At 71.1% G+C, this 24,521-nt stretch carries 22 protein-coding genes; 10 read left to right on the plus strand and 12 right to left on the minus strand.

Features of this window, described 5'->3' with window-relative positions; all coding sequences use genetic code 11:
- Nucleotides 1-11: 11 nt before the first annotated feature.
- Complete coding sequence (locus ACFPZJ_RS22940; RefSeq protein WP_381024717.1) at nt 12-2,564, minus strand: ABC transporter ATP-binding protein/permease; 2,553 nt, start codon at nt 2,562-2,564, stop codon at nt 12-14.
- Nucleotides 2,565-2,804: 240 nt separating this feature from the next.
- Here ACFPZJ_RS22940 and ACFPZJ_RS22945 point away from each other — a divergent pair, with 240 nt between their 5' ends.
- On the plus strand, nt 2,805-4,943 hold the full coding sequence (locus ACFPZJ_RS22945) for a streptophobe family protein (protein WP_381024719.1): 2,139 nt from the start codon (nt 2,805-2,807) through the stop codon (nt 4,941-4,943).
- 164 nt (nt 4,944-5,107) lie between these two features.
- Complete coding sequence (gene serB, locus ACFPZJ_RS22950; protein ID WP_381024722.1) at nt 5,108-6,316, plus strand: phosphoserine phosphatase SerB; 1,209 nt, start codon at nt 5,108-5,110, stop codon at nt 6,314-6,316.
- Nucleotides 6,317-6,559: 243 nt separating this feature from the next.
- Here serB and ACFPZJ_RS22955 read toward each other — a convergent pair whose 3' ends face one another.
- From ACFPZJ_RS22955 to ACFPZJ_RS22970, 4 genes are all read right to left on the minus strand, one after another.
- Nucleotides 6,560-7,078, minus strand: coding sequence for a SixA phosphatase family protein (locus ACFPZJ_RS22955; protein WP_381024724.1), 519 nt, complete (start codon nt 7,076-7,078; stop codon nt 6,560-6,562).
- Between the two features lie 64 nt (nt 7,079-7,142).
- Nucleotides 7,143-7,349: a hypothetical protein gene (locus ACFPZJ_RS22960; protein WP_381024727.1), complete on the minus strand. Its 207-nt coding sequence runs from the start codon at nt 7,347-7,349 to the stop codon at nt 7,143-7,145.
- A gap of 191 nt (nt 7,350-7,540) precedes the next feature.
- A complete protein-coding gene (locus ACFPZJ_RS22965; RefSeq protein ID WP_381024729.1) occupies nt 7,541-7,657 on the minus strand; it encodes an SGM_5486 family transporter-associated protein in 117 nt (38 codons plus the stop codon).
- 84 nt (nt 7,658-7,741) lie between these two features.
- The gene (locus tag ACFPZJ_RS22970; RefSeq protein WP_381024732.1) at nt 7,742-9,049 is read right to left on the minus strand and encodes a CynX/NimT family MFS transporter; all 1,308 of its coding nucleotides are present in this window, start codon (nt 9,047-9,049) and stop codon (nt 7,742-7,744) included.
- Nucleotides 9,050-9,163: 114 nt separating this feature from the next.
- Between ACFPZJ_RS22970 and ACFPZJ_RS22975 the strand changes: the two genes are divergently transcribed.
- Nucleotides 9,164-9,856, plus strand: coding sequence for a FadR/GntR family transcriptional regulator (locus ACFPZJ_RS22975; RefSeq protein ID WP_381024734.1), 693 nt, complete (start codon nt 9,164-9,166; stop codon nt 9,854-9,856).
- A 4-nt stretch (nt 9,857-9,860) separates the two neighbouring features.
- Here the strand turns inward: ACFPZJ_RS22975 and ACFPZJ_RS22980 are convergent, their stop codons facing one another.
- From ACFPZJ_RS22980 to fabG, 3 genes are all read right to left on the minus strand, one after another.
- The gene (locus ACFPZJ_RS22980; protein WP_381024736.1) at nt 9,861-10,271 is read right to left on the minus strand and encodes a hypothetical protein; all 411 of its coding nucleotides are present in this window, start codon (nt 10,269-10,271) and stop codon (nt 9,861-9,863) included.
- 181 nt (nt 10,272-10,452) lie between these two features.
- The gene (gene fabI / locus ACFPZJ_RS22985) at nt 10,453-11,220 is read right to left on the minus strand and encodes an enoyl-ACP reductase FabI (protein ID WP_381024738.1); all 768 of its coding nucleotides are present in this window, start codon (nt 11,218-11,220) and stop codon (nt 10,453-10,455) included.
- A 5-nt stretch (nt 11,221-11,225) separates the two neighbouring features.
- Nucleotides 11,226-11,930 carry a 3-oxoacyl-[acyl-carrier-protein] reductase gene (fabG, locus tag ACFPZJ_RS22990; protein WP_381024740.1) on the minus strand — a complete coding sequence of 235 codons (705 nt, stop codon included), beginning with the start codon at nt 11,928-11,930 and terminating at the stop codon, nt 11,226-11,228.
- A gap of 276 nt (nt 11,931-12,206) precedes the next feature.
- Between fabG and ACFPZJ_RS22995 the strand changes: the two genes are divergently transcribed.
- From ACFPZJ_RS22995 to tyrS, 3 genes are all read left to right on the plus strand, one after another.
- Entirely contained in the window at nt 12,207-13,730 is a 1,524-nt protein-coding gene (locus ACFPZJ_RS22995; RefSeq protein WP_381024742.1) for a TldD/PmbA family protein, read from the plus strand.
- A complete protein-coding gene (locus ACFPZJ_RS23000; protein WP_381024745.1) occupies nt 13,727-15,145 on the plus strand; it encodes a metallopeptidase TldD-related protein in 1,419 nt (472 codons plus the stop codon). The genes ACFPZJ_RS22995 and ACFPZJ_RS23000 overlap by 4 nt, the downstream gene beginning before the upstream one ends.
- A 66-nt stretch (nt 15,146-15,211) precedes the next feature.
- Entirely contained in the window at nt 15,212-16,480 is a 1,269-nt protein-coding gene (gene tyrS, locus ACFPZJ_RS23005) for a tyrosine--tRNA ligase (RefSeq protein WP_381024748.1), read from the plus strand.
- A 57-nt stretch (nt 16,481-16,537) separates the two neighbouring features.
- On the opposite strand, the gene ACFPZJ_RS23010 is transcribed toward tyrS, so the two are convergent.
- Nucleotides 16,538-16,813 carry a GlsB/YeaQ/YmgE family stress response membrane protein gene (locus tag ACFPZJ_RS23010; protein ID WP_381024751.1) on the minus strand — a complete coding sequence of 92 codons (276 nt, stop codon included), beginning with the start codon at nt 16,811-16,813 and terminating at the stop codon, nt 16,538-16,540.
- 260 nt (nt 16,814-17,073) lie between these two features.
- Between ACFPZJ_RS23010 and ACFPZJ_RS23015 the strand changes: the two genes are divergently transcribed.
- Both ACFPZJ_RS23015 and ACFPZJ_RS23020 read left to right on the plus strand, forming a co-directional pair.
- Nucleotides 17,074-17,472 (plus strand): DUF3099 domain-containing protein, encoded by a 399-nt coding sequence (locus tag ACFPZJ_RS23015; protein ID WP_381024754.1) that lies wholly within the window; start codon nt 17,074-17,076, stop codon nt 17,470-17,472.
- A gap of 230 nt (nt 17,473-17,702) precedes the next feature.
- Complete coding sequence (locus tag ACFPZJ_RS23020) at nt 17,703-17,918, plus strand: hypothetical protein (protein WP_381024757.1); 216 nt, start codon at nt 17,703-17,705, stop codon at nt 17,916-17,918.
- A 35-nt stretch (nt 17,919-17,953) separates the two neighbouring features.
- On the opposite strand, the gene moaA is transcribed toward ACFPZJ_RS23020, so the two are convergent.
- The 3 genes from moaA to ACFPZJ_RS23035 all read right to left on the minus strand — a co-directional run bounded on the left by moaA (nt 17,954) and on the right by ACFPZJ_RS23035 (nt 21,073).
- Nucleotides 17,954-18,943: a GTP 3',8-cyclase MoaA gene (moaA, locus tag ACFPZJ_RS23025; RefSeq protein WP_381024759.1), complete on the minus strand. Its 990-nt coding sequence runs from the start codon at nt 18,941-18,943 to the stop codon at nt 17,954-17,956.
- A 157-nt stretch (nt 18,944-19,100) separates the two neighbouring features.
- The gene (locus ACFPZJ_RS23030; RefSeq protein ID WP_381024762.1) at nt 19,101-20,720 is read right to left on the minus strand and encodes a solute symporter family protein; all 1,620 of its coding nucleotides are present in this window, start codon (nt 20,718-20,720) and stop codon (nt 19,101-19,103) included.
- Nucleotides 20,717-21,073, minus strand: a complete 357-nt coding sequence (locus tag ACFPZJ_RS23035) for a DUF485 domain-containing protein (RefSeq protein ID WP_381024765.1) — start codon at nt 21,071-21,073, stop codon at nt 20,717-20,719. The genes ACFPZJ_RS23030 and ACFPZJ_RS23035 overlap by 4 nt, the downstream gene beginning before the upstream one ends.
- Before the next feature lie 318 nt (nt 21,074-21,391).
- Here ACFPZJ_RS23035 and ACFPZJ_RS23040 point away from each other — a divergent pair, with 318 nt between their 5' ends.
- Together ACFPZJ_RS23040 and ACFPZJ_RS23045 are read left to right on the plus strand one after the other, a co-directional pair.
- A complete protein-coding gene (locus ACFPZJ_RS23040; protein WP_381024768.1) occupies nt 21,392-22,921 on the plus strand; it encodes a S8 family peptidase in 1,530 nt (509 codons plus the stop codon).
- A 60-nt stretch (nt 22,922-22,981) separates the two neighbouring features.
- A complete protein-coding gene (locus tag ACFPZJ_RS23045) occupies nt 22,982-24,505 on the plus strand; it encodes a S8 family peptidase (protein ID WP_381024770.1) in 1,524 nt (507 codons plus the stop codon).
- Nucleotides 24,506-24,521 lie beyond the last annotated feature (16 nt).

Below are 24,521 nucleotides of genomic sequence, written 5' to 3' on the forward strand. Positions count from 1 at the left end.
TTCTCAGGCGCTCACTTGCGCATGACCTCGGGCTCGTGGCGGCGCAGGAAGCGGGCCACGAAGAAGCCGCAGATCACGCCGAGGGCGATCAGCGCGCTCATGTCCATGAGCCAGGTGCCGAGGGTGTGGTCCCACAGCGGGTCGGTGTCGCCGGCGGTCTCCGGCGGGCTGATCTTGTTGAAGTCCAGCGTGGCCCCCGCGGCGGCCACCGCCCAGCGCGACGGCATCAGGAACGAGAACTGGTTGACGCCGATCGAGCCGTGCAGGATGAACAGACAGCCCGTGAACACGACCTGGGTGATCGCGAACATGACCAGCAGCGGCATGGTCTTCTCGGCCGTCTTGACCAGCGAGGAGATGATCAGGCCGAACATCATCGAGGTGAAGCCCAGCGCCATGATCGGCAGGGAGAGCTCGACGAGCGTGGCGCCGCCGAGGATCAGGCCCTCTTCGGGGATCTCCCGGCTGGCGAAGCCGATGACGCCGACCAGCAGGCCCTGCAGCACGGTGATCACACCGAGCACGAACACCTTGGACATCAGGTACGCCGAGCGGGACAGGCCGGTGGCGCGCTCCCGCTCGTAGATGACCCGCTCCTTGATCAGTTCTCGTACGGAGTTCGCAGCGCCCGCGAAGCAGGCGCCGACCGCGAGGATCAGCAGGACCGTGGTGGCGGTGCCGTTCGGGATGATCCGGCCGGTGCGCGGGTTGGGCGAGTTGGGCAGCAGGCCCCGGTCCGCGTCGATGAGCAGACTCACCGCGCCGAGCACGGCCGGCAGGATCACCATCAGGGCGAGGAAGCCGCGGTCGGAGGCGATGACCGAGACGTAGCGGCGCACCAGGGTGACGAACTGCGACATCCAGTTCTGCGGCTTCGGCGGCTGCATCGCCTGCATCGGCGGAACCTGTACGGACTGCGGAGCGACCGCGTCGAGGTCCGCAGCGTACATCTGGTAATGCTGCGAGCCCTTCCAGCGGCCCGCCCAGTCGTAGTCGCGGTAGTTCTCGAAGGCGGAGAAGACGTCGGCCCAGGTGTCGTAGCCGAAGAAGTTCAGCGCCTCCTCGGGCGGGCCGAAGTAGGCGACGGCACCGCCCGGCGCCATCACGAGCAGCTTGTCGCACAGCGCCAGCTCGGCCACGGAGTGCGTGACGACGAGGACCGTGCGGCCGTCGTCGGCGAGGCCGCGCAGCAGCTGCATCACGTCGCGGTCCATGCCCGGGTCGAGGCCCGAGGTGGGCTCGTCCAGGAAGATCAGCGACGGCTTGGTCAGCAGTTCCAGGGCCACGGAGACGCGCTTGCGCTGGCCGCCGGAGAGAGAGGTGACCTTCTTCTCCTTGTGGATGTCCAGCTTCAGCTCGCGCAGCACCTCGTCTATGCGGGCCTCGCGCTCGGCGGCCGTGGTGTCCGCCGGGAAGCGCAGCTTGGCCGCGTACTTCAGGGCCTTCTTGACGGTCAGCTCCTTGTGCAGGATGTCGTCCTGCGGGACCAGACCGATGCGCTGGCGCAGCTCGGCGAACTGCTTGTAGAGGTTGCGGTTGTCGTACAGCACCTCGCCCTGGTCGGCGGGGCGGTAGCCGGTGAGCGCCTTGAGCAGGGTGGACTTGCCGGAACCGGACGGGCCGATGACCGCGATCAGCGACTTCTCGGGGACGCCGAAGGAGACGTCCTTGAGGATCTGCTTGCCGCCGTCGACCGTGACGGTCAGGTGGCGGGCGGAGAAGGACACTTCACCGGTGTCGACGAACTCCTCCAGCCGGTCGCCGACGATCCGGAACGTCGAGTGGCCGACACCGACGACGTCGGCGGGGCCCAGCAGTTGCGAGCCGCCCTTGGCGATCGGCTGGCCGTTGACGTAGGTGCCGTTGTGCGAGCCGAGGTCGCGGATCTCCATGCGGCCGTCGGGCGTGGCGTGGAACTCGGCGTGGTGCCGGGAGACCTGCAGGTCGGAGACGACCAGGTCGTTGTCCAGGGCCCGGCCGATGCGCATCACGCGGCCGAGGGAGAACTGGTGGAACGTGGTCGGGCTGCGGTCGCCGTGGACCGGCGGCGCCCCCGCGCCACCACCGGCCGCCTTCTGCGCGTACTGATCGCCCGGACCCTGCTGCTGCGGGATGTGCGGGGCGGCCTGCCGAGGCTGCTCCCAGTCGGCCTGCGGAGCCTGCTGGGCGGGTGCCTGCGGTGCGGGTGTCTGCGGGGCCCAGCCGGGGCCGGCGCCCTGAGCGGCGTACGGCTGCTGCTGGGGCTGGTTCTGCGGCGTGGCGACGGCGGACGCGCTGCCGGAGAGGTTCACGAGCGGTCCGTCGGTCGCGTTGCCCAGGTGCACAGCGGTGCCGGGCCCGATCTCCAACTGCTGGATCCGCTGGCCCCGCACGAACGTGCCGTTGGTGCTGCCGTGGTCCTCGATGACCCAACTGCGGCCGTTGAAGCTGACCGTGGCGTGCCGCCAGGAGACCCTGGCGTCGTCGAACACGACGTCCCCCTGCGGATCGCGTCCGAGCCTGTAAGACCTGGACGGATCGAGCGTCCACGTCCGTCCGTTTGTTTCGAGTACGAGTTCAGGCACTCCATGCCCCACTGAGTTGTCCCCCGAGTTGCCCCCGACATGGGGAGTCTAGGGATGTCGAACATCGGGGGGAACTATTTCAGGCTCGGCCCTCTGACCGAAAGTCGGGCCTTGTGCGGAGCGTCTACGGTCGCTTTCCCCGTGTGCATTGACGGGGTTGAAATCGGGCCGGAGAGTGGTAATCCACGCGAGGGGGACAAGCACGGCGACCGCGCCGTGCTGCGGATCGGGGGGTCTGCCATGAGCGCGTCCACGAGCGTCCAGAGCGCGGCGGGCCGCGCACGCGTGCCCTTCGGGGACGTGCTGCTGTGCGCGGTCGCCGCCGTGAGCTGGGCGTTGATCGGGATGGCGGGGACGGCGGCCCTGGGTCTGCATCTGCTGGAGGCGGACGGGGCAGGGTCGTTGGGGCCGATGACCGCGGCCGTGGTGGCCCTTGGGGCGGGTGGTTCGGTCACGCCGTCCGGCGACGTGTCCGCGTTCGGGCTGTCGGGCGCTGAGGCGAACACCGCCATCGAGATCACGCCACTCGGGGTGAGCCTGGTGGGCGCGCTGCTGCTGTCGTTCATCTTCCTGCGGTCCTTGCGCACGGCGGGAGTTGTGATCGCACCCGCCGAACTGCTCGCGCGTGCGGGTGCGGTGGTCGCGCTGTTCGTGGCGATGCTGGGCGGGCTGGCCTGGGCCGGGCACGACGTCATCACCCTCGACGGGAGCTCCCTGGGCCTGGACGACCTGCCCGGCGGGGGCGCGGACGCAGGCATCGAGGTTCCCGGGCTGGGGGACATCGGAGGACTGCTGCCGGACCGGATCGGGGACCTCGTGGACGCGCGGGCGGCGGTGGGCTTCACCGTCGACACGGCTCCGACGCTGCTCGGCGGGCTCGGCTGGTCGGCCGGGATCCTGCTCATCGCCCTGCTGGCCTCGCGCAGCACTCCCCTGCCGCGCGGTGGGGACGCCCTGCACCGGGTCGTACGGCCCGCCGCGTCCGCGGTGGTGACCGTGCTGCTGGTGGCGGTGGCGGCCGGGCTCGCGGCGGCGGCGTACGCGGCGATCGGCGACGAGCATCCGAAGCGGATCGCGGGCGCGGCGCTGCTCGGCGCACCCAACGGGGTCTGGCTCGGTATTCCGATCGGCCTGTTCGTGCCGTGGGACGGACGGGCCACCGGCGAACTCGCCCGGCTCCTGCCGGACCCGCTGGACGAGCTGCTGCGCGTGGACTCCGACCGGCCCGTCACGCTGGCGCGACTGGCGGAACTGGACTCGCGGGTGTGGCTGCTGGGCGTGGCGGCGGCGGCGATGATGCTGCTGGCGGGGGTGCTGGTGGCGGTGCGGACGCCTGTGGAGCTGCGGACGGGCGGCGGTGGCGGCACGGCACGGGTCGGCGGTTCGCCGGCGCGGCGTGGTGCTGGGCGAGCCGCGGACTCAGGCGCCGTCCGTGAGCCGGGCGCTCCCGGCTTCGCCGGGCGGTGCGCGCTGCGGCTGGGGGTCGCCACCGGGCTCGCCCTGCCGCTGCTGGCCTGGCTCACGGAGGTGTCCGTCGACGCCTCGCTGTCGGTGCTCGGCTTCGACGCGTTCGGCGCGGGGATCGGCCTGCGCGGGCATCTCGGCACGGCCTTGCTGCTCGGCGCCGCGTGGGGCGCGGGAGCGGGGGCCGTCGGGGCGCTGCTCGCCTGGGCGAGTGGGGCGGCGGGACGACAGGCGGCGCCGCTGGCCAGGGGGGATGCGGGCGTGGAGGTGGGCCTTGGCTCGGGCTTGGGATCGGGCTGGGCAGTGGTCGGCGCCGGGAGTGCGGGGGCGGGTGCGCGCGGCTGGTCCGGCGGGGCGGTTCCCGGGGGGCGGCCGGAGCGGGGCGATGGTGCGCGGCACGCAGGGGGCGGGGAGAGTCCCGCACGTCCTGACGAGGGGGCGCTGGCCGGGCCGTACGCGCCGGGTACGCCGTATCGGCCGCCCGACCCTGTCACCAATCCGTACGTGCGGGGCCCGGGGGACAGTCGGCCGGACGGGGCGGGGAGGCGGGGGCGCGGTGCCGTACCGCCGCCCGGCGAGCCCTACTGTTCGGGCGAACCCGGGCGGCCCGGAGAGGCAGGGGGCTCCGGGGAGCCCCCTCGACCCCCACGGTCGCCTGGTGCGCCGTCGGCCGCGGGTGACGACGGCGGAGACGCTCGTGACGGAGACGCTCACGACGGAGGAGTTCATGACGGAGGCGTATATGGGGCACCGACCGTGGTGCGGCCCGTCGGGCCGCCTCCGCGCTGGCCGCACCAGCCTCCTGCGCCACGGGCCGGAAGGCGGCCGCCGACGCGACCGGACGACGGGCCGCCGCCCCCGCCTCCTCCCCCACCGGCGCCACGACCTCCGCGGAAACCCGGCCCAGGGAGGTGATCGGCGAGGGTGGTGTACGGGCAGGCGGGCCGCACACGCCCGCTGAGCGACGCGGGTGAGCGCCGCGTAGGATGTGCGCCACCTACGCCACACCCACTGTTCGCCGTCCGCCAGGCGGACCTCAGCGGCGGAAGGCACTGCGTGCCGGATACGGTGGAGGCACCATGAGCGCTTCGCAGACCTCCGACGTCCCCACTCTCCTTGTCAAGATCTTCGGCAAGGACAGGCCGGGCATCACGGCCGGCCTCTTCGACACCCTCGCCGCCTACTCCGTCGATGTCGTCGACATCGAGCAGGTCGTCACACGTGGCCGAATCGTGCTGTGCGCGCTCGTGACCGAGCCTGCCCGGGGACTGGAGGGGGACCTGCGGGCGACCGTCCACAGCTGGGCCGAGTCGATGAAGATGCAGGCGGAGATCATCTCCGGCCTCGGCGACAACCGTCCGCGTGGGCTCGGCCGCTCCCTGGTCACCGTGCTCGGCCACCCGCTCACCGCCGAGGCCGCCGCGGCGATCGCCGCCCGGATCACCAAGACGGGCGGCAACATCGACCGTATCTTCCGGCTCGCCAAGTACCCGGTCACGGCGGTCGAGTTCGCGGTGTCCGGCGTGGAGACCGAGCCGTTGCGCACCGCCCTGGTGACCGACGCGGCGAAGCTGGGCATCGACGTGGCAGTCGTCGCGGCGGGCCTGCACCGGCGGGCCCAGCGCCTGGTCGTCATGGACGTGGACTCGACCCTCATCCAGGACGAGGTGATCGAGCTCTTCGCCGCGCACGCCGGGTGCGAGGACAAGGTCGCCGAGGTGACGGCGGCGGCGATGCGCGGGGAGCTGGACTTCGAGCAGTCGCTGCACGCGCGCGTGGCGCTGCTGGAGGGACTGGACGCCTCGGTCGTGGACAAGGTGCGCAGCGAGGTGCGGCTGACACCGGGCGCCCGTACGTTGATCCGTACGCTGAAGCGGCTCGGCTACCAGGTGGGCGTGGTCTCCGGCGGGTTCACCCAGGTCACGGACGACCTGAGGGAACGGCTGGGGCTGGACTTCGCACAGGCCAACACGCTGGAGATCGTCGACGGCAGGCTGACCGGCAAGGTCACCGGTGAGATCGTGGACCGGGCGGGCAAGGCCCGGCTGCTGCGCCGGTTCGCCGCGGAGGCGGGCGTGCCACTGTCACAGACCGTGGCGATCGGCGACGGCGCCAACGACCTGGACATGCTGAACGCGGCCGGGCTCGGCGTCGCCTTCAACGCCAAGCCGGTGGTGCGGGAGGCCGCGCACACCGCGGTGAACTTCCCCTTCCTCGACACGGTCCTGTACCTGCTGGGCATCACCCGCGAAGAGGTCGAGGCGGCGGACACCCTCGGCGGCTCCTGAGCCGGGGGCGGAACGGAACGTACGCACCGTACGGGATCACGCCGAGCGCCCGGGGAGCCCCGGCCACCGCACCGACTCTCCCGCAGCCCACCGGCCCCGTACCCGACCGGCCCGGTACCTGGACGCCTGTCTCATGGGCCGGAGTCGACGGGCCCGGCGCAGACGGGGTCAGGCGCACACGAGGTCCGGCACACACGGGGCCCGGCACCGCGGCGGCACCGGACCCCTGTCACCTGCGGTGGGTCACTCCGTGGGCGCCCAGTAGTCCAGCAGCGTCGCCACGCCGGGCTCCAGCGTCTTCCAGGACCCGGTGAACGACAGGACGGCGAAGGCGGCGGCGGGGAAGCCGCGGCGGTTCATCCGTTCACGGGCGTCGCCCTCCGCGGAGGCGGCCAGGATCTCGGCGAGGCCGTGCACGCCCGGGTTGTGGCCGATCAGGAGGACGTTCTGCGCGTCGTCGGGGGTTTCGTTGAGCACGGCGATCAGCTCACCGGGCGAGGCCTCGTAGATCCGCTCCTCGTAGACGGTTTTCGGCCGCTGCGGGAACTCCTGGACGGCGAGCTTCCAGGTTTCGCGGGTCCGGACGGCGGTGGAGCACAGGGCCAGGTCGAAGGGGATGCCGGTGTCGGTCAGCTTGAGCCCGGCGGCTGCGGCGTCCTGGCGGCCCCGCTCAGCAAGCGGACGCTCATGGTCGGACACCTGGGGCCAGTCGGCTTTCGCATGCCGGAAGAGGACGATCTTGCGGGGTTCTGCGACGCTCATGGGACCCAGCTTCGCATGAAACAGGCCACGGGGCGCAGGGAGTTGACGGGCGGCCCGGCCCCGCTCAGCGGGCCATCACCTGCTGCACACGCTCGAAGAGGTGGGTGATCGCGGGATCCGCGGCGGCCGCGTGGGCGTCGGACGGGTGCAGGATCAGGGCGAGCAGCGTGACGAAGGCGAGCGCGGGCAGGGCGAGGGCCCACCAGGGGAGCCGGATGTCGACGCCGCCCCGGGGCGCCGGGTGGGGCGGGGTGTGCGTAGGGGCCGACATGAGTGCCTCCGCTCGTCCTCGAGTGGACCGTGGTTCGTTCCGTGGCTCCGTGACGCGCCGTTCTGCGGCCACATCTCGAAGCTACGGAATTCACGGCCGTCAACCCATCCGGAGAGCCACCCACTTGACCCTGACTCTCACCCCCTAGGGGATGGGGGGTTAACCCCACCACGGGCCGGGCGCGGGTCAGGTCAGGGAGAGGCGAGGGTCGCGATGACGCCGATGATGATGAAGATCGCGAAGAAGGCGCCGAAGACGAGGAGCATCTTCTTCTGGCCCTGCTGGGGATTCGGGTCGAGCACTGGCATGCGGCAAGTCTCGCACCCTCCGTCCCCTCCCGTTCCTCCGGGGGTGAGGTCGACGTACCCCGATCAGCGGGCTGCGGACCCCGGTCAGCGGGCTGCCTCGTCCTCCACCGTGCGGTCGCGCCCGGCCAGGACGCCCACCAGCATCTGCGGGATCATCAGGGCCACCATGAGGGCGATGGGCAGCCCCCAGCCACCGCTGTGCTGGTAGAGCACGCCCACCAGGAGCGGGCCGGGGATGGAGATCAGGTAGCCGGTGCTCTGCGCGAAGGCCGACAGCTGGGAGACGCCCGCGCCGGTCCTGGCCCGCATCCCGACCATGGTCAGGGCCAGCGGGAAGGCGCAGTTGGAGACGCCGAGCAGCAGGGCCCAGGCCCAGGCGCCGCCGGCCGGCGCGAAGTAGAGGCCCGCGTACCCGGCCAGGCCGCAGATCCCCAGCGCCAGCACGATCGGGCCCTGGGTGGGCAGCCGGGTGGCCAGGCGGGGGATGACGAAGGCCAGCGGCACGCCCATCACCATCGTGACGGCGAGCAGCAGGCCCGCGGTGCCCGCGGGCACGCCCGCGTCCCGGAAGATCTGCGCCATCCAGCCCATGGTGATGTAGGCGGCGGTGGCCTGGAGCCCGAAGAAGGCCGCCAGAGCCCAGGCGGTACGGCTCCGGGTGATCCGCAGCGCGGGTGCGTCCTCACGCGCGGGCGCGTCCTCACGCGCGGGCGTGGCGTGGGACTGTTCGGTGGAGGCCGCCCCCCGCTCCCGTACGAACGGGAGCCACGGCAGCACGGCCGTCGCGGCGAGCGCCGCCCACACGGCGAGGCCCGACCGCCAGTCGCCGCCCAGCGCCTCGGTCACGGGCACGGTCACGGCGGCCGCGGCGGAGGTGCCCAGGGCGAGGGCCATGGAGTACAGGCCGGTCATGGACCCCACCCGGTCGGGGAACCAGCGCTTGACGATGACCGGCATGAGGACGTTGCTGACCGCGATGCCCATGAGGGCCAGGGCGCTGGCGGCCAGGAAGCCCGCCGTGCCGCCGGTGTACGGGCGTATGAGCAGGCCGACGGCGATGGCGGCCATGCCGGCGCACACCACCGCGCCCGGTCCGAAGCGCCGGGCGAGCCGTGGTGCGGTGACGCCGAAGACGGCGAAGCACAGCGGGGGTACGGAGGTGAGCAGGCCGGCCACGCTGCCGCTCATGCCGAGCCCGTCGCGGACCTCCTCCAGGAGGGCGCCCAGGCTGGTGATGGCGGGGCGGAGGTTCAGGGCGGACAGCACGATGGCGAGGACGAGCAGGCGGGTCGTCCACGCGCGCGTGGGGGGCCCGCCGGGCTCCCGGGCGTCGTGCGCGGCCGAAGTGCGTACGGTCGGGGACTTCAGCGTCCGGGTTTCCTCGCTAGCCATACGCCCATCATAGAATCATGGGATGATTGGTTGTCGTAGGGGTCGGCGTCGCCCGGCACTCCTCCGCTGTCCTGGCGGTTTCCGGACGGCGCCCGGCCCGTGCGAAGGTGTGCCATGCCCCTGAGCCATCCCCGCCGCTCGGCCCTGTCCGAGCAGGTCATCGCCGCGCTGCGCGCCCAGATCACCTCGGGCGAGTGGCCCGTCGGATCCCGCATCCCGACGGAGCCCGAGCTGGTCGAGCAGCTCGGTGTCGCCCGCAACACGGTCCGGGAGGCCGTGCGCGCACTCGCGCACAACGGCCTGCTGGACATCCGCCAGGGCTCCGGCACGTACGTCGTGGCCACCAGCGAGCTGGCGGGCGTGATGCACCGCCGGTTCGCCGACGCCGACCCCCGGCACATCGCCGAGCTGCGGTCCACGCTGGAGTCGGGTGCCGCCAGGCTGGCCGCCGAGCGGCGCACGGAGCGGGACCTCAAGCAGCTCGACGCGCTGCTGCTGCGGCGCGAGGAGGCCTGGGAGTCGGGCGACGCCGAGGCTTTCGTGGCGGCGGACGCGACCTTCCACCTGGCCGTGGTGGCCGCCTCCCACAACGACGCGATGACCGCGATGTACGCGGATCTGAGCGAGGTGCTGCGGGACTGGCTGCGCGCGGACGTCGGTGCCGAGCTGACGCCGGAGACGCACATGGACCACGCGCGCCTGGTCGACGCGATCCGCACGGGCGACGCGGCGACGGCAGCGGCGGAGGCCGCGAGCTACCCGTTCCTGTGCCGCCCGGACCGTTTCAGTCCGCCCGCGGAGAACTGACCGCTCAGTCCCCCCGCTGATGGCCGACCCACACCGAGCCGACCTCTTTCCAGCAGCGTCCGGTCAGTCGCACGGTCTGCGCGGGACCCGCGTCCGCCGGGGCGCTGTCGATGTCGAGGTCCCACCAGCGGGCGCACTCGACGTGCAGGCTCACTCGGTCGGTGTCGGGATAGGGGTTGTGACAGTACGCGGTCACTTGGGACCCGTGAACGCGGATCCGGCACGCCGCGCCGAACGGCTCCGCCGCGGCGGGCTGCGAGGCGGACCGCGCAGCGGGCGGCGCGGCGGCCACGCGCGCGTGCTGCGAGGCGGACGGCGCGGCGGGCCCACGCGCGTGGGGCAGCGCCTCGTACGGCACGAACAGAACGAGAGCGACGGCGACGGTCACTGAGGCCAGGCGGCGGGACAAGCGCACAAGGGTGACCTCCTCGGCCGTGCTGGGGAGGGGACCGGCGGGGTGAACGCGTGATCCAGGTGAACGCTTCAACCAGAATGCGCGGGCACCGGCCGCTCCGCCCGGCCGGATGGGCCGATCGGGTGACATGCCGAGGGCCCGTGCCCAACAGGACACGGGCCCCTTCAGCAGGGGGCCGGAGTCACGCGCCGATGGCGTGCAGCCCACCGTCCACGTGGATGATCTCGCCCGTGGTCTTCGGGAACCAGTCGCTCAGCAGCGCGACGACACCGCGCCCGGCCGGCTCCGGGTCCTTCAGGTCCCACTCGAGCGGGGAGCGGCTGTCCCACACGGAGGCCAGCTCGCTGAAGCCCGGGATGGACTTGGCGGCCATGGAGCCGAGCGGGCCGGCCGAGATCAGGTTGCAGCGGATGTTCTGCTTGCCCAGGTCACGGGCCATGTAGCGGCTGGTGGCCTCCAGGGCGGCCTTGGCGGGGCCCATCCAGTCGTACTGCGGCCAGGCGAACTGCGCGTCGAAGGTGAGGCCTACGACCGAGCCGCCGTTCTGCATCAGCGGCAGGCAGGCCATGGTCAGCGACTTCAGGGAGTACGCCGAGACGTGCATGGCCGTGGCGACCGACTCGAACGGCGTGTTGAGGAAGTTGCCACCGAGGGCGTCCTGCGGGGCGAAGCCGATGGAGTGGACGACACCGTCGAGGCCGCCGAGCTCCTCCCCGACGACGTCGGCCAGACGCGCGAGGTGCTCGTCGTTGGTCACGTCGAGCTCGATGACCTTGGTGGGCTTGGGGAGCTTCTTGGCGATCCGCTCGGTCAACGTGGGCCGCGGGTAGGCGGTCAGGATGATCTCGGCGCCCTGCTCCTGGGCCAGCCTGGCGGCGTGGAAGGCGATGGAGGCCTCCGTCAGCACACCGGTGATCAGGACGCGCTTGCCCTCGAGAATTCCGCTCATGGTGATCAGTGACCCATTCCCAGTCCGCCGTCAACGGGAATGACGGCTCCAGTGATGTACGAGGCGTCGTCCGAGGCGAGGAACCGCACCGTCGCGGCGATCTCCTCCGGCTGCGCGTACCGGCCGAGCGGCACCTGCGACACGATGTTCGCGCGCTGCTCGTCGGTGAGCACCTTGGTCATGTCGGTGTCGACGAAGCCGGGCGCGACGACGTTGAAGGTGATGTTGCGCGAGCCCAGCTCACGGGCGAGGGAGCGCGCGAAGCCGACCAGGGCGGCCTTGGAGGCGGCGTAGTTCGCCTGCCCCGCGGAGCCGAGCAGTCCGACGACCGAGGAGATCAGGACGACGCGGCCCTTCTTGGCGCGCAGCATGCCGCGGTTGGCGCGCTTGACGACGCGGAAGGTGCCGGTGAGGTTGGTGTCGACGACCGAGGTGAAGTCCTCCTCGGACATGCGCATCAGGAGCTGGTCCTTGGTCACGCCCGCGTTGGCGACCAGGACCTCGACCGGGCCGTGCGCGTCCTCGATCTCCTTGTAGGCCTGCTCCACCTGCTCGGTGTCGGTGATGTCGCACTTGACGGCGAGGAAGCCGGCCGGCGGCTCACCCGAGCGGTACGTGATCGCGACCTTGTCGCCGGCGTCGGCGAAAGCGCGGGCGATGGCGAGGCCGATGCCCCGGTTGCCTCCGGTGACGAGAACCGAGCGGCTCAACGGATCACCCTTTCGATAGCGGTCTGATACCCCGCCCGGCACCTGGACGACAGGCGGCGATGACAGGCGGCTTCCTCGAAAACCTATCGGTCGGCACCCGCCCGCGGACATTCGGGCACCCACAGTGGCTCACGGGCCGCACTGTCGGATCCCTACAGAAGGGCGCGGGTCCGTGGAGAAAGCCGCGGAGCCCGGAGGGCAAACGTGTGGTCCACGCACCGGCCGACGCGACATGATGCGCAGCAACCACAGGTCACACGACAGGGAGAGACCTCGGTGCCTCATACGATCGACGAAGCCTTCACGGCGCTACCCCTACGCGCCCTGGCCGACGCCGCCCTGGCACGCGCGCGTGCGCTGGGGGCCGAGCACGCCGACTTCCGCCTGGAGCGGGTGCGCAACGCCTCCTGGCGGCTGCGGGACGCCAAGCCCGCCGGGTCGTCGGACACCACCGACCTCGGGTACGCGGTGCGCGTCGTGCACGGCGGTACGTGGGGCTTCGCGTCCGGTGTCGACCTGACCCTGGACGCCGCCGCCAAGGTCGCCTCCCAGGCGGTGGCGATGGCCAGGCTCTCCGCGCGGGTGATCAAGGCGGCCGGGTCGGACGAGCGGGTGGAGCTGGCCGACGAGCCCGTGCACGCCGACCGGACGTGGATCTCGTCGTACGAGATCGACCCCTTCACCGTGCCCGACGAGGAGAAGGCCGGGCTGATGGCCGAGTGGAGCGCGCGGCTGCTGGCGGCCGGCGGCGTCGACCACGTGGACGCCTCACTGCTGACCGTGCACGAGAACAAGTTCTACGCCGACACGGCCGGGACCGTGACCACGCAGCAGCGGGTGCGGCTGCACCCGGTGTTCACCGCCGTGTCGGTGGACGAGTCCAGCGGCGAGTTCGACTCCATGCGCACCCTCGCGCCGCCCGTGGGGCGCGGCTGGGAGTATCTGCGGGGCACCGGCTGGGACTGGGAGAGCGAACTGGAGCAGCTTCCGGAGCTGCTCGCGGAGAAGATGCGCGCGCCGAGTGTCGAGCCGGGTCTGTACGACCTGGTCGTCGACCCGTCCAACCTGTGGCTGACCATCCACGAGTCGATCGGGCACGCCACCGAGCTCGACCGCGCGCTCGGCTACGAGGCCGCCTACGCGGGCACCTCCTTCGCCACCTTCGACCAGATCGGCAAGCTGAGGTACGGCTCGGAGCTGATGAACGTCACCGGCGACCGCACCGCCGAGCACGGGCTGGCGACCGTCGGGTACGACGACGAGGGCGTCGAGGCGCAGTCCTGGGACCTGGTGAAGGACGGCACCCTGGTCGGGTACCAGCTGGACCGGCGGATCGCGAGGCTGACCGGGTTCGAGCGGTCCAACGGGTGCGCGTTCGCCGACTCCCCCGCCCATGTGCCGGTGCAGCGGATGGCCAACGTGTCGCTGCGGCCCGACCCCGCCGGGATGTCGACCGAGGACCTCATCGGCAGCGTCGAGCGGGGCATCTACGTCGTCGGCGACCGGTCCTGGTCGATCGACATGCAGAGGTACAACTTCCAGTTCACCGGGCAGCGCTTCTTCAGGATCGAGAACGGGCGGCTCGCCGGGCAGCTGCGGGACGTGGCCTACCAGGCGACGACCACGGACTTCTGGGGCTCCATGGCGGCCGTCGGCGGGCCGCAGACCTACGTCCTGGGCGGCGCCTTCAACTGCGGCAAGGCGCAGCCGGGGCAGGTCGCGGCCGTGTCGCACGGCTGCCCGTCCGCCCTCTTCAAGGGCGTCAACATCCTCAACACCACCCAGGAGGCCGGCCGATGAGCGCCCGTGTGCCTGACGGCATTGCTTCGCTGACGCACAAGCCGCACGAGGTCGTCGAGCGCGCCCTCGAGCTGTCCCGGGCGGACGGCTGCGTGGTGATCGCCGACGAGCAGTCGAGCGCCAACCTGCGCTGGGCGGGCAACGCCCTGACCACGAACGGGGTCACCCGGGGCCGTACGCTCACCGTCATCGCCACCATCGACGGCAGTCAGGGCACGGCCTCGGGGGTGGTGTCGCGGTCCGCCGTGACCGTGGACGAGCTGGAGCCCCTGGTGCGGGCCGCCGAGGCCGCCGCGCGCGGCGCCGGGCCCGCCGAGGACGCGCAGCCGCTGATCACAGGAGTGACGGAGTCGCCCGAGTTCACGGAGGCACCCGCCGAGACCTCCTCCGCGGTGTTCGCCGACTTCGCTCCGGCGCTCGGCGAGGCGTTCGCACGCGCGCGTGCCGGCGGCCGGGAGCTGTACGGCTTCGCCCACCACGAGCTCGTCTCGACGTACGTCGCCACCTCGACGGGGCTGCGTCTGCGGCACGACCAGCCGAACGGCACGCTGGAGCTGAACGCCAAGTCGCCTGACCGGTCGCGCTCGGCGTGGACGGGCCGGTCGACCCGGGACTTCAAGGACGTCGACCCGGCGGCGCTCGACGCGGAGCTGGCCGTGCGCCTGGGCTGGGCCCAGCGGCGCGTGGAGCTGCCCGCCGGCCGGTACGAGACGCTGCTGCCGCCGACCGCCGTCGCGGACCTGCTGATCTACCAGATGTGGTCGGCGTCGGGCCGGGACGCGGCCGAGGGCCGCACGGTCTTCTCCAAGCCGGGTGGCGGCACCCGCGTCGGCGAGAAGCTGACCGACCTGCCGCTGACCCTGCGCAGCGACCCGCACGAGCCGGGCCTGGAGTCGGCACCGTTCGTGATCGCGCACTCCTCCGGGGGCGACCAGTCGGTGTTCGACAACGGGCTGCCGCTCACGGCCACCGAGTGGATGCGAGAGGGGGAGCTGAGGCACCTGACGACCAGCAGGCACAGCGCGGCCCTGACGGGTCTGCCGCTGGCACCCGCGATCGAGAACCTGATCCTGGACGGGGGCGAGGACCGCTCCCTGGAGGAGATGGTCGCGAGCACCCGGCGCGGACTGCTGCTGACCTGCCTGTGGTACATCCGCGAAGTCGACCCGGCGACGCTGCTGCTCACCGGTCTGACCCGGGACGGTGTCTACCTCGTGGAGAACGGTGAGGTGACCGGCGAGGTGAACAACTTCCGGTTCAACGAGTCGCCGGTGAGCCTGCTGGGCCGGGCCAGCGAGGCCGGGCGGACGGAAAGGACCCTGCCGAGGGAGTGGAGCGACTGGTTCACCAGGGCCGCGATGCCCGCGCTGCGCATCCCCGATTTCAATATGAGCTCTGTCAGTCAGGGCGTATAACCTCGTAGGCGTTCGTGGTCGGCTGTCACCCGACTGCCCGAAGATCATCAAGGAGACACGAGAACCGTGACGGACATCGTCGACGAGCTGAAGTGGCGCGGGCTGTTCGCCCTGTCCACTGACGAGGACGCTTTGCGCAAGGCGCTCGCGGACGGTCCCGTCACGTTCTATTGCGGCTTCGACCCGACGGCGCCGTCGCTGCACGTGGGACACCTGGTGCAGGTGCTCACCGTGCGCCGGCTCCAGCAGGCCGGTCACCGGCCGCTGGCGCTGGTCGGCGGTGCCACGGGCCTGATCGGTGACCCGCGCCCGACCGCGGAGCGCACGCTCAACGACCCGGAGACGGTCGCCGGCTGGGTGGACCGGCTGCGCCGCCAGATCGAGCCGTTCCTGTCCTTCGAGGGCGAGAACGCGGCGGTCATGGTCAACAACCTGGACTGGACGCAGAACCTGTCCGCGATCGAGTTCCTGCGGGACATCGGCAAGCACTTCCGCGTCAACAAGATGCTGACGAAGGACTCCGTCGCCCGGCGTCTGGAGTCCTCCGAGGGCATCAGCTACACGGAGTTCAGCTACCAGATCCTGCAGGGCATGGACTTCCTGCAGCTGTACCGGCGGTACGGCTGCACGCTCCAGCAGGGCGGCAGCGACCAGTGGGGCAACCTCACGGCGGGCCTGGACCTGATCCACAGGCTGGAGCCGGACGCCACCGTGCACGCGCTGGCGACGCCGCTGATGACCAAGGCGGACGGCACCAAGTTCGGCAAGACCGAGGGCGGCGCCGTCTGGCTCGACCCGGAGATGACGACGCCGTACGCGTTCTACCAGTTCTGGCTGAACGTGGACGACCGGGACATCTCGCGGTACATGCGGATCCTGTCCTTCAGGTCCCGTGAGGAGCTGGAGGAGCTGGAGAAGCAGACGGAGGAGCGTCCGCAGGCCCGGGCCGCGCAGCGCGCGCTGGCCGAGGAGCTGACGACGCTGGTGCACGGCGCCGAGCAGACCGCCGCGGTGATCGCCGCGTCGAAGGCCCTTTTCGGCCAGGGTGAGCTGGCCGCGCTGGACGACAGGACGCTGGCGGCGGCCCTGTCGGAGGTGCCGCACATCCAGGTCGCCGAGCTCGGCCCGGTGGTGGACCTGTTCGCCGAGGTCGGCCTCGTGGCCAGCAAGTCGGCCGCGCGCCGCACGGTCAAGGAGGGCGGCGCGTACGTGAACAACGTCAAGATCGCCGGCGAGGACGCGGTCCCCGCCAAGGAGGACCTGCTGCACGGGCGCTGGCTGGTGCTGCGCCGCGGTAAGAAGAACCTCGCCGCGGTGGAGGTCGTAGGCGGCTGAGCAGACGCGCGAAGGGCCGTCTCCCAAGCCGGAGGCCGCCCTTCGCCGCGCGTGCCGTCAGGCCCTGCGTCTGCCGCCCCGCATCGCCATGTACACCCGGTCGCCGATGGCGACCAGGATGACCGCGGCCACGACCTGGAAGGCGTGACGCCACCAGTCGATGCCGGCTGTGGCGTCGACACCGGCCGCCCGTGCGATCGCGTTGCCGCCGATGGCGCCGAGCATGCCCAGGATGGTGGTCAGCCACAGCGGAACGTGCTGCCTGCCCGGGATGATCGCCTTGGCGATCAGGCCGAGCACCAATCCCACGATGATCGCCCACAACCAGCCCATGGCTGCCTCCTCGTACGGCTCGACGTGAGCATTACGGCCAGTGTCCGACCGGGCGGCGCACAGCGCACGCCGGGTGGGCCTTACGACGTATCCGCCCTACGTGGTCCGGCGCAGACCGGCCGCGCGGGCAGCCTGGCCCCGGTCTCGTGGGCGCCGCGGCCGCGGCGTAACGTGGAGCTTGTCCGGGCCCCGGTTTCCCCGACCGGCCAGGACCGGGTACGGGGCGGGGAGAGTCCGATACGGGCGGATGGTGGAATGCGATGCGGAAGCTGCGTGGCGGTGGTGACGTCCAGGTGTTCCGGATCACCGGCGCCCGGGCGGGCCTCCAGGAGGATGTGCGCGGGCGGCAGCGCCGGTACGTGATCTCCATGACGGTCCGTACCCTCTCGGTGATCCTCGCCGCCACACTCTGGAACGTCGAGCGGCACGTCGCCGTCGTGGCGCTGGTGCTCGGGGCGGTACTGCCGTACATCGCGGTGGTGATCGCCAACGGCGGGCGCGAGAACGCGCCGTCCCTGCCGTCGACGTTCGTCACGGCCCCGCTGCCGCCGATGATCTCGCCGCCACGGACGAATGACGGTACGGCGGAACCCGACGCGGAAGATGTGGTGTCCGAACCGGCGCCGGGTGCACGAACGGAGCCGCGGGAGCGGTCCTGAGCCGGCGGGCCGACGGGCGACGCAAGCCTGCTCCTCGCCAAGCTCAGGAAAAGCTCAGATCAATCATGTTGTTCCGGTGCCGGGCGAGGGCTTACCCGTGACATACTTCGTACGCGCTCCGCATCCCCCGTCGGAGCGACGGACCGACGCCGGGCAGCTCCCCCCGTGGCTGCTCGGCGTCGCCTTTTTCGTGTGCAGTGGTGAGACGTGTGCAGTGGTGAGACGAACCTGTGAGTGACGAGACGCCCATCTGTTCCGCGAAGGGCTGCCGCGCCGACGCCGTGTGGGTACTTGCGTGGAACAACCCGAAGATCCACACGCCGGAGCGGCGCAAGACATGGCTCGCGTGCGAGGAACACCGCGAGCACCTGTCGCAGTTTCTCGGGGTGCGGGGCTTCCTGAAGGACGTGGTCCTTCTGAAGGAGTGGGAAGCGCGCGAGGTCTGAGACCAGAGGGAGGCCCGAACGGCGGATGCGCCGCTCTAGCCCCCGATGGCGGACATCGGCCGGTCCGGCTGGACGAACGACGGGTCGTCGAGGCCGGCGCCCGCCTTCTTGCCCCACATGGCCAGACGCCAGATGCGGGCGATCTCCTCGTCCGGGGCGCCGGAGCGCAGGGCGGCACGCAGGTCCGTCTCCTCCCGGGCGAACAGGCAGGTGCGGACCTGTCCGTCGGCGGTCAGGCGGGTGCGGTCGCAGGCCGCGCAGAAGGGCCGGGTGACGGAGGCGATGACGCCGACGCGGTGCGGGCCGCCGTCGACCAGCCAGCGTTCGGCGGGAGCCGAGCCGCGCGCCTCGTCGCCCTCGGCGGTCAGCTCGAAGCGGGTGCGGAGCGAGGCGAGGATCTCCCCGGCCGTGATCATGCCCTCGCGCTTCCAGCCGTGCTGGGCGTCCAGGGGCATCTGCTCGATGAAGCGCAGCTCGTAGTCGTGCTCCACCGCCCAGGCCAGCAGGTCGGGTGCCTCGTCCTCGTTGAGCCCCGGCATCAGGACGCAGTTGACCTTGACGGGGGTCAGGCCGGCGTCGCGGGCGGCGTGCAGGCCCTCGATGACGTCCTTGTGGCGGTCCCGGCGGGTGAGGGCCTTGAAGACGTCGGGGCGGAGGGTGTCCAGGGAGACGTTGACCCGGTCCAGGCCCGCCGCCTTCAGGGCGGCCGCGGTGCGCTTGAGGCCGATGCCGTTGGTGGTCAGCGACATCTGGGGGCGCGGGTCGAGGGCGGCGACGCGCTCCACGATCCCGACCAGGCCGGGGCGCAGCAGGGGCTCGCCGCCGGTGAAACGGACCTCCTCGATGCCGAGGGAGGTGACCGCGATGTCGATCAGGCGGACGATCTCGTCGTCGGTGAGCAGGTCCGGCTTGGCCAGCCACTGCAGGCCCTCCTCGGGCATGCAGTAGGTGCAGCGCAGGTTGCACCGGTCGGTCAGCGAGACCCTCAGGTCGGTGGCCACTCGGCCGTAGGTGTCGATGAGCACGCGGGCCCCCTCCCTCGTCGTGGATCTGCGCGGAGCACATCTCCCCACACCTGCGAGCCTACGTGACCGCACCGACAACGCCTAAGGCCCGAACCCACGACATGGGACGCGGCCCCGTCGTAGGGAGCTACGACGGGGCCGTGCGGGCGCCGGCCGGTCAGTGGGCGCCGGTGCCGGTCAGGGACCGGACCTCCAGCTCCGCGTACTTGGCGGTGTCGGGCTCCTCCTTGGACAGGACCGTGCCGAGCCAGCCCATCAGGAAGCCGAACGGGATGGAGATGATGCCCGGGTTCTTCAGCGGGAACCAGGCGAAGTCGACGTCGGGGAACATCGCCTTGGGGTCGCCGGAGACGACGGGCGAGAACAGCACCAGACCGACGGCGACGATCAGACCGCCGTAGATCGACCACAGCGCGCCCTGGGTGGTGAACCGCTTCCAGAACAGGCTGTAGAGGATCGTCGGCAGGTTGGCGGAGGCCGCGACGGCGAAGGCGAGCGCGACCAGGCCGGCCACGTTCAGGTCGCGGGCGAGGGCGCCCAGCAGGATGGAGACCGCGCCGATGCCGATGGTCGCGAGCCGGGCCGCACGGACCTCCTCCTTCTCGGTGGCCATGCCCTTCTTGATGACGTTCGCGTAGATGTCGTGGGCGAACGAGGAGGACGAGGCCAGGGTGAGGCCGGCGACGACGGCGAGGATCGTCGCGAAGGCCACCGCCGAGATGGTGGCGAGCAGGATCGCGCCCCAGGCCGAGTCGACCCCGCCCAGGTGGAGGGCGAGCAGCGGGGCCGCCGTGTTGCCGGAGGGGTTGGACGCGATGATCTCGTCCTGGGAGATGAGCGCGGCGGCGCCGAAGCCGAGCGCGATGGTCATCAGGTAGAAGGCGCCGATGATGCCGATCGCCCAGTTCACGGACTTACGGGCGGCCTTGGCGTTGGGCACCGTGTAGAAGCGGATCAGGATGTGCGGCAGGCCGGCGGTGCCGAGGACCAGGGCGATGCCGAGGGAGATGAAGTCCAGCTTGGAGGTGCCGGTGGCGCCGTACTGCAGGCCGGGCTCCAGGAAGGCGGCGCCCTTGCCGCTGTTCTCGGCGGCCTTGCCGAGCAGGTCGGAGACGTTGAAGTTGAACTTCAGCAGCACCAGGAAGGTGATCAGGATCGTGCCGCCGATGAGGAGCACGGCCTTGACCATCTGGACCCAGGTGGTGCCCTTCATACCGCCGATGGAGACGTACACGATCATCAGGACGCCGACGAGGGCGACGATGAGGATCTTGCCGGCGTCGGAGGTGATGCCGAGCAGCAGCGAGACGAGGACGCCGGCGCCCGCCATCTGGGCCAGCAGGTAGAAGATCGACACGACGATCGTGGAGGTGCCGGCGGCGGTGCGCACCGGGCGCTGGCGCATGCGGTAGGCGAGCACGTCGCCCATGGTGTAGCGGCCGGAGTTCCTGAGCGGCTCGGCGACCAGGAGCAGCGCGACCAGCCAGGCGACCAGGAAGCCGATGGAGTACAGGAAACCGTCGTAGCCGAAGAGGGCGATCGCGCCCGCGATACCGAGGAAGGAGGCGGCGGACATGTAGTCGCCGGAGACGGCGAGGCCGTTCTGGAAGGCGCTGAACTGGCGGCCGCCCGCGTAGAAGTCGGCGGCGTCCTTGGTCTGGCGGCCCGCCCAGACGGTGATGAACAGGGTCGCGATCACGAAGGCCGCGAACAGGGAGATGATCAGCGGCCGGTGCTGGCTGGCCTCATTGGCGGCAAAGGTCATCGCGGGGCTCATGCGTCGCCCTCCATCCGGGTCTTGATCGCCTCGGCCTTGGGGTCGAGCTTCGCGGCGGCGTGCCGTGAGTACCACCAGGCGATGAGGAACGTGGTGACGAACTGGGCGACGCCGAAGACGAAGGCGACGTTGATGTTGCCGAACAGCTTGGTGCCCATGAAGCCGCCCGCGTAGTTGGACAGCAGGACGTACAGGAGGTACCAGGCGATGAAGGCGATGGTCAGCGGAAAGGCGAAGGAGCGGTAGGAGCGGCGCAGTTCACCGAACTCCGCGCTCTGCTGCACCTCGGTGAACTCCTCGGGCGAGGGGAGTTTGTGTTGCTCTTTCGAGGGGGGCGGTGCGTCGGTGGCCACGGAGTCTCCTCGGACGACGGACATAACGGCTTGGACCTCACAGTGACGTGGATCACGTGAGCCGGGGGCCGATGGTAGGCGTCCCGCGCGTGATCCAACAGAGGGGCTCGAATCGTGCTCGCGCTCCCTGCTCAACGTCACGGCGGCACGACAGGAGCGGTTCAAAGCCATCGGTGTCTTTCCGAAGTCGCTCGCCGAAGGTCGTTGCTGGCCGGCGACTTGGGGAGATAGCTTCACACCGGCACTATTTCGTCATGTACCTGCCCGAGCACCACCTGTGTTCGGGCCGGTTTCGTTTCCGGATGATGTGGAGACCCCATGGCTCATCTGCGTTCCAGACGCCGGCTGGCGCTCGCCGTTCCCGTCGTGCTCTCGCTGACCGCTTCCCTCGGCTTCCTGCCGGCCGCGGCGTCGGCGGCACCGCAGACCGAGGCGGCGGCGCCGACGGCGGACGCGCCGAAACTGGCGTACGTCGTCAACACCGAGGTGGACCGCGGCACGATCGCGGCGGTGAAGAAGGCGGTCGCGGCGGCCGGCGGCACGGTCGTCGTCACGTACGACAAGATCGGTGTGATCGTCGCCCACTCCTCGAACCCCGACTTCGCCAAGTCCATGCGCGCCGTGCGCGGCGTGCAGTCGGCGGGCGCGACACGGACCGCGCCGCTGACCGCCGCCGGGACGACGGACCAGGGCGCAGCGGAGTACCTGACGGACGCTCAGGCCGCCAGGACCACGGCCGCCTCGGCCGCCACCCCCGACAGCGAGCCCCTGGAGGCCGACCAGTGGGACCTGCGCGCGATCGGCGCCGACCAGGCCGCGCGGATCAACCCCGGCAGCGCGAAGGTCACCGTGGCCGTGATCGACACCGGCGTCGACGACACCCACCCGGACCTCGCCCCGAACTTCTCCGCCTCCCAGTCGGCCAACTGCGTCGGCGGCAAGGCGGACACCAGTGAGGGCGCCTGGCGCCCGTACACGGCCGAGGACTACCACGGCACCCATGTGGCCGGTGAGATCGCCGCGGCCCGCAACGGCATCGGCGTCGCCGGGGTCGCCCCCGGGGTGAAGGTGTCCGGCATCAAGGTGAGCGACCCCGACAACGGCCTCTTCTACCCGGAGAGCGTCGTGTGCGCCTTCGTGTTCGCCGCCGACCACGGCGTCGAGATCACGAACAACAGCTACTACGTCGACCCGTGGCTGTACAACTGCATGGACGACCCGGACCAGCGGGCCATCGTCGACGCGGTCAACAGGGCGCAGCTGTACGCGCAGAAGAAGGGCACCCTCCACCTCGCGTCGGCGGGCAACTCCAACCACGACCTGGACGCGGACGCGATCGTCGACGGCACCAGCCCCGACGACTCCACGCCGGTCGAGCGCACCATCGACCCGCACGAGTGCTTCGACGTGCCGACCCAGCTGCCGGGTGTCGTCACGGTCAGCGCGACGGGCGTCAAGAACCTCAAGTCGTACTACTCCACGTACGGGTACCGCGTCGTGGACGTCGCGGCTCCGGGCGGCGACCGCCTGTACCAGATACCCGACACCCCGTCGAAGAACGGGCGCATCCTGTCCACCATGCCGAACGGCCAGTACGCCTTCCTGCAGGGCACGTCGATGGCCTCGCCGCACGCCGCCGGTGTCGCCGCGCTGCTGAAGTCCAAGCACCCGTGGGCGTCTCCGGCCCAGCTCCAGGCGCTGCTGAAGGCGCAGGCGGACAACCCCGGCTGCCCCGAGTCGTACGACCAGAACGGTGACGGTACGCAGGACGCCGTGTGCGAGGGCGGCGAGCGCGTCAACGGTTTCTACGGTTTCGGGATCGTCAACGCCCTGCGCGCGGTCAAGTGACCCAGGAATCCTAGAAGCTCACGCACGGCCCGCTCGTACCGCGAACGAACTGGAGACAGCATGACAGCGCCTCACCCGCGCTACCGCCGCGCGATCGCCATCCCGGCCGGGATGGCGATGGCGACGGCCCTCGCGTTCCTGCCGAACACCGCGGCGTCCGCCGCGCAGGCTGCCGAAGCACCCTCGGTCTCGGCCGACGCGACCTCGCTCAGCTATGTCGTCAACGTCCGCCCGGGGCACGGCACTTCCGCGTACGTGAAGAAGGCCGTCACGGCGGCCGGCGGCACGATCGTGACGTCGTACGACCAGATCGGCGTCATCGTCGTCCACTCCTCGAACCCCGACTTCGCCAGGACGATCCGCGAGGTGCGCGGCGTCCAGTCGGCCGGTGCCACCCGCACCGCGCCGCTGCCGGCCCAGTCGACGGGCGACCTCGGCACGCCGAAGGTGCTCAGCGCGGCGGAGGTCGCCGACGCCGAGGCCGCCGAGGGCAAGGACCCGCTGGAGTCCCTGCAGTGGGACCTGCCCGCCATCAAGGCGGACCAGGCGCACGAGAAGTCGCTGGGCAGCAGGGAGGTCACCGTCGCCGTGCTCGACACCGGCGTCGACGACACCCATCCCGACATCGCGCCCAACTTCGACCGCGCCGCGTCGGTCAACTGTGTGTCGGGCAAGCCGGACACGACCGACGGGGCGTGGCGGCCGGGCGCGTCGGAGAGCCCGCACGGCACCCATGTGGCCGGTGAGATCGCCGCCGCCAAGAACGGCGTCGGCATGACGGGTGTCGCGCCCGGGGTGAAGGTGTCGGGCATCAAGGTGTCCAACCCGGACGGCTTCTTCTACACGGAGGCCGTGGTCTGCGGCTTCGTGTGGGCGGCCGAGCACGGCGTCGACGTGACGAACAACAGCTATTACACCGACCCCTGGTACTTCAACTGCGCCGACGACCCGGACCAGAAGGCGCTCGTGGACGCCATCACCCGGGCCACGCGGTACGCGGAGAAGAAGGGCGCGGTCAACGTCGCCGCGGCCGGCAACGAGAACTACGACCTCGCGGCCGACGAGATCACCGACCCGGTCTCGCCGAACGACTCCACGCCGGGCGAGCGGGTCGTGGACCCCTCCGAATGCCTCGACATCCCGACCCAGCTGCCGGGTGTCGTGACGGTCGCGGCGACCGGCGCGAAGGGCCTGAAGTCGTCGTTCTCGAACTACGGCCGGGGCGTGATCGACATAGCGGCGCCGGGCGGGGACTCGACCGCCTACCAGAAGCCGGAGCCCCCGGCCACCAGCGGTCTGATCCTGGGCACGCTGCCCGGCGGCAAGTGGGGCTACATGGCGGGTACGTCGATGGCGAGCCCGCACGTCGCGGGTGTCGCCGCCCTCATCAAGTCGACGCACCCGTACGCCCCCGCCGCCCTGGTGAAGGCGCTGCTGTACGCGCAGGCCGACGCCGTGCCGTGCGCGGACCCGTACGACATCAACGGCGACGGCAAGGTCGACGCGGTGTGCGAGGGCCCGAAGAACCGCAACGGCTTCTACGGCTGGGGCATGGCGGACGCACTGGACGCCGTGACGAAGTAGGGCGCGTGTGAAGGCA

The sequence above is a fragment of the Streptomyces bullii genome, assembly GCF_042657145.1.
GTDB lineage: Bacteria > Actinomycetota > Actinomycetes > Streptomycetales > Streptomycetaceae > Streptomyces > Streptomyces bullii.